Genomic DNA, 213 nt, shown 5'->3' on the forward strand with positions numbered 1-213 from the left:
ACGTTGATAGGCCGGGTGTGTAAGCGCAGCGATGCGTTGAGCTAACCGGTACTAATGAACCGTGAGGCTTAACCTTACAACGCCGAAGATGTTTTGGCGGATTTGAGAGAAGATTTTCAGCTTAGATTCAGAGTTGAGTACGCAATAATTTGCGCAGCAGCAAGGCGACAAGCGAAGGAAAGGAAGGAGCATACTGAAGTATGTGACTGACTT

General features: G+C 47.4%; 1 rRNA gene. It reads left to right on the forward strand.

The window, feature by feature from the left end:
- Positions 1-76: ribosomal RNA gene (locus tag ACLH1U_RS25285) — 23S ribosomal RNA — on the forward strand; the annotation flags it as partial.
- Positions 77-213 lie beyond the last annotated feature (137 nt).

Source organism: Klebsiella sp. 1SOBk5mer (assembly GCF_046603115.1).
Lineage (GTDB): Bacteria > Pseudomonadota > Gammaproteobacteria > Enterobacterales > Enterobacteriaceae > Klebsiella > Klebsiella quasipneumoniae.